The organism is Actinomycetes bacterium, from assembly GCA_036510875.1.
GTDB lineage: Bacteria > Actinomycetota > Actinomycetes > Prado026 > Prado026 > DATCDE01.
In genome coordinates, this window is record DATCDE010000041.1 from 1 (window position 1) to 4,549 (window position 4,549).

Consider the following 4,549-nt stretch of genomic DNA (forward strand, 5'->3'; position numbering starts at 1 on the left):
GGCGATCAGCGCCGCGGTGGACTCCGCCGCGGTGCGGGCGTGCTCGGGCAGCACCGAGGTGTAGGTGTCGGCGGTGATGACGATGGTGGAGTGGCCGAGCATCTCCGAGCGAGTCTTCAGGTCCGCCCCGGCGGCCAGGGCCAGGGTGGCGGCGCCGTGGCGCAGGTCGTGCAGTCGGATCGGCGGCAGCCCTGCCTGCGCGGTGAGCTCGCGGAAGGGGGCGGTGACGGCGTGCGGGTGCAGGCCGGTGCCGTCGCGGTGGGTGAACACCCGCCCGGTGTCGACCCAGGCGGGGCCGGCGGCCAGCCGCCAGCCGGCCTGGCGGGCGCGGTGGACGCGCAGCACGTCGGTGGTGGTGGCGTCCAGCGGGATGGTGCGGGTGCTGCCGGACTTGGGTGGGGACTCGGCGGTCTGCCAGCCGAGCTGGACGACCTGCCGGTCGACGGTCAGCTGGGCGGCGTCGAGGTTGACCTCGGTCCAGCGCAGCGCGACCGCCTCGCCGCGGCGCAGCCCGCGCAGCGCGACCAGGTGGTACAGCGCGTACAGGTCGTCGCCGGCGGCGTGGTCGAGGAAGGTGGCGGTCTGCTTCGCGGTCCACACCGCGACCGCCGGGCGCTGCCCGGTGGCGGCGTAGGCGGCAACCCGCTCGTCGGTCCACACCACCGCCTTGGGCCGGCGGCCGGTGGGCAGCTCGACGTAGGCGAGCGGGTTGTGCGGGATGAGCCGGCGCTTGACCGCGGTGTTCAGCGCGGAGCGCAGGGTGGAGTGCACCCGGCGCACGCTGGCCGCCCCGAGCGGGTGCACCGCCTTGTTCTTGCGGACCTCGAGCAGGCGTTCCCTCACGGCAGCGGGAACCCGAACCGTCAACCTGTCTTGACAGAGTGCTGCCGTCAACGTATTTTGACGGTCGTGGATGACGAGCTCGGCGAACGGCTGGCGGCGAGCGACCCGGCGATCGGGTTGCGCGCGGTGGCGGCGCTGCGCCGGCTCAGTGACCGGATGGAGTCCATCCAGGTCGCCAACGCCCGACGGCTTGGCTGGAGCTGGGCTGAGATCGCCGCCGAGCTCGGGGTGTCTCGGCAGGCGGTGCACCAGAAGCACGGGAAGGACTAGCTCATGTTCGAGCGATTCACCCAGGCCGCCCGGGCGACCGTCGCCGAGGCGATGGCCCAGGCGAAGGAGCTGGGTTCCAGCCAGATCCGACCCGAGCACTTTCTGCTGGCCATGCTCGGACCGCAGGGGTACCTCACCGGGCTGGGCTACTCCTACGCCGAGGCGCGAGCCCTGGTCGAGGCCGCCGGGGGAGCGGATGAGCGTGACGACACCGAGGCGTTGCGGGCGATCGGCATCGACTTGGGCGCTGTCAAGCAGGCCGTCGCCGCCAATTTCGGGCCGGACGCCTGGACGGCCGCGTCGACGAGTCGTAGTCGTCGCCGGTTCGGCACACGCAGTCACCTCCCCCTTGACCCTGCGGCGCGGAAGGCATTGGAGCTGTCGGTGCGCGAAGCGGTCGCCTTGGATCAGCGCAGCCTCGAAGTCGAGCACCTCGTCCTGGGGATCACCCGCGACCCCACCCCGCTCGTTCGGGCCATCGTGGAGCCGCGCATGTCGGTGGAGGCCCTGCGTCACGCGTGTCGGGAGTCCCTGAAGGCCACCGCCTGACGAAAGCAGCTGTGTCCGTTGGTCGCCGTGGGCCGGTCACGGTGTTGCCAGATCCGTTGCGAGTGAACTCCGTCAAACCGAGCGCCGCCCGGGGTCCGGGCCAGGAGAAGGGCGAGCCCCGTCGCCTGGGGGGCACTGCAGGGCTCGCGAGGCAGACGCTCGTGCCCGCCCGCAAGGGTCAGAAACCGGTGAGCCCAGGTTGACGACCGACGTTGCCAGTTTGGTTGCCAGTTTGGCTGCCAGAAAGGTTCCAGAGCCGGATCGCAGCCGGAGCTCCGCGATCAGCGAGGCGGTCGCCTACCTGAGGACCGTGCCGATGCCGGCGCCAAGGCCTGTCCGTGTGGCGTGCCCCGGGCGAGGGCCCGTCAGCCCAGCACGAGCTCGGCGATGCGTTCGACGGGGAAGCCGGGGGATCGGTGGTGGTCGCGTCCGTGCATGGTGCGGCTGGCGGCGAGCACGTTGAGGACGGATTCCTCGACGGACTGGACGACGGCCTCGTACAGGGGGTCGATGGCGCCCCAGGGGAGGAACTGCAGGGTGCGGGTGCTGGCTCCGTTGAGGGTGGTGTCGTCGATGGAGCTGTCGAGCTGTCCGGCGTTGGCGGTGGTGAACGCGAGGAAGAGGTCGCCGGAGAAGTGGCTGCCGGTGGTGCCGGTGCGGGCCAGGCCGAGCGGGACACGGCGGGCGAGGGCTTTGCACTGGCCGGGGAGCAGGGGGGCGTCGGTGGCGACGACGACGATGCAGGAGCCGGCGCCGGCGGGGGCGAGCCAGTCGGTGTCCTCCATGGGGTTGTCGTCGGTGAGTTGGCGTCCGACGGGGCGGCCGGCGATGACGAGCTCGCGTCGGCCGCCGAAGTTGGCCTGGGTGAGCACCCCGACGGTGTAGGTGTGGTGGCCGAGCTGGACGCGGCGGGAGGCGGTGCCGGTGCCACCCTTGAAGGCGTAGCAGTTCATGCCGGTGCCACCGCCGACGGAGCCTTCGGCGAGGGGTCCGCTGGTGGCGTGGTCGAGGGCGTCGACGACGGTGTTGGGTTGGACGTGGGGGCCGTTGATGTCGTTGAGGTAGCCGTCCCAGGTCTCGGCGACGACGGGAAGGAGCCAGCGCTGGGCCAGGTGCGGGTGCCGGGTGACGGCCCAGTCGATGATGCCGCGGTGCACCGGGCCGACGGCGTGGGTGTTGGTCAGCCCGACGGGCAGGGAGAGCGCGCCGGCCTCGTCCAGCCAGGCGGTGCCGGTCATCTCGCCGTTGCCGTTGAAGCTGTGCCACCCGGCGGGAACCGAGACCCCAGCCTTGTCCTTACCGAGGGGGTGCACGACGGTGACCCCGGTGCGCACCGGCCCGGCGCCGGGGGTGAGCGGCCCGTCCCCCTCGATGAGGGTGCGGTAGCCGACCTCGACGCCGGGCACGTCGGTGATGGCGTTCCACGGGCCGGGCTCACCGTCGAGGGGAATGCCGAGGCCGCGGGCCCGTGGTTCCCCGGCCGGGGAGTGGTTCTGCGGGTTCACGCCTGCACCTCGTCGTCGACGCCGGGGGCGTGGATCTCGAGGATGGGTCCCATCAGCACGGCGCCGGCGTCCTCCAGCGCGTGCTCGTCGTGCGGGGCGGCGGGCATGGTCCAGCGGTGCGCCCGCTGCGGGTAAAGGTAGGCGTAGTAGTAGGCGTAGCCGACGGCGAGCGCGCCGACGGCGATGATGACCTGCCACTTGTTGCCCTGCCACAGCTGGTAGGTGACGTAGGCCAGGGTGGCGATGACGGCGACCGGGGCGAGCGGCCAGGCGGGCATCTTGTAGTGGGCGTGCGCGGTGGTGCCGTTGCGGCGGCCGACGATCGCGGACAGCGCCACCATGACGTACAGGACGACCAGGGTGGCGCCGGTCGCGGTGATCAGCGTGTTCAGTGGGACGACGGAGGCGACGATGGCCGCGGCGGCGCCGACGAGCAGGGTGGCCGGCAGCGGGGTCTTCAGGGTGGGGTGCACCCAGCTCAGGGCGTTGCTGATCGGGTCGGGGTAGGCCCGGTCGCGGGCCGATCCGTAGACGGTGCGCCCGGCCTGCAGGGTGATGGCCACCACCGCGTTGATGATGGCCAGCGCGATGGCCAGCGACACGATGGTGTTCAGCGTGGCACCGCCGCGGGCGGTGACGAAGTACTGCATCGGGGCCGGGTCGGACAGCAGCTTGGTCAGGTCCGGGGCGCCGAGGAGCACCGCGGTGGTGGGGATGAGCTCGGCGGCGACGGTGATCGCCAGCGACCACATGATCACCTTGGCGATCCCGCGGGCGGCGTTGCGGGTCTCCTCGGCGAAGTAGACCGCGGCGCCGTAGCCGTTGTAGGCGAAGATCGCGATCGCCATCTGGGCGGCGACCAGGCCCCAGCCGACCGAGACCAGCACGCCCCCGGTGCCGACGGTCTGCGGCTGGAACAGGGTGGTGACCGGGCGGGACACGTTGAGGAAGCCGAGCAGGGTGAGCACCACCAGGGCGGCCATCTCCAGCACCAGGAAGGTGCCGGTGACCCAGGCGTTGGTGCGGATGTTGAGCACCGCGACGACCGCGGAGAACACGATCACGCCGACGCCGACCCACTTGGAGTTGCCGCCCGACCAGGCCGCGGACAGGTACTCACCCGTCCCCAGGGCGATCACCCCGATGATGAGCACCAGGCTGAGCGCGTTCATCAGGAACAGTGCGAAGCCGGTGCCCTTGCCCAGCACCCGGGCCGCGAAGGAGTACTCCCCGCCGGCGAGCGGGAACGCCGAGGACAGCTCGGCGTAGCAGTAGGCCATGAACACCCCGACGACGGCCGCGGCGACGAAGGCCACGAACGAGGCGCCGCCCACGGCGACCAGCACGGCGGGGATGATGATGAACACGCTCGACGCCGGCGT

General features: G+C 71.8%; 5 protein-coding genes. 2 read left to right on the forward strand and 3 right to left on the reverse strand.

Annotated features, from left to right (window positions below; all coding sequences use genetic code 11):
- The coding region (locus tag VIM19_02570) for a site-specific integrase (GenBank protein ID HEY5183794.1) at positions 1-843 on the reverse strand (843 nt) is incomplete at its 3' end.
- A gap of 66 nt (positions 844-909) precedes the next feature.
- On the opposite strand from VIM19_02570, the gene VIM19_02575 reads away from it, so the two are divergent.
- Together VIM19_02575 and VIM19_02580 are read left to right on the forward strand one after the other, a co-directional pair.
- On the forward strand, positions 910-1,113 hold the full coding sequence (locus VIM19_02575; protein HEY5183795.1) for a helix-turn-helix domain-containing protein: 204 nt from the start codon (positions 910-912) through the stop codon (positions 1,111-1,113).
- 3 nt (positions 1,114-1,116) lie between these two features.
- Positions 1,117-1,662 (forward strand): Clp protease N-terminal domain-containing protein, encoded by a 546-nt coding sequence (locus VIM19_02580; protein ID HEY5183796.1) that lies wholly within the window; start codon positions 1,117-1,119, stop codon positions 1,660-1,662.
- Positions 1,663-2,027: 365 nt separating this feature from the next.
- On the opposite strand, the gene VIM19_02585 is transcribed toward VIM19_02580, so the two are convergent.
- Positions 2,028-3,167: a P1 family peptidase gene (locus VIM19_02585; GenBank protein ID HEY5183797.1), complete on the reverse strand. Its 1,140-nt coding sequence runs from the start codon at positions 3,165-3,167 to the stop codon at positions 2,028-2,030.
- Positions 3,164-4,549: APC family permease (locus VIM19_02590; protein ID HEY5183798.1), on the reverse strand; the 1,386-nt coding region annotated here is incomplete at its 5' end. The genes VIM19_02590 and VIM19_02585, both read right to left, overlap by 4 nt.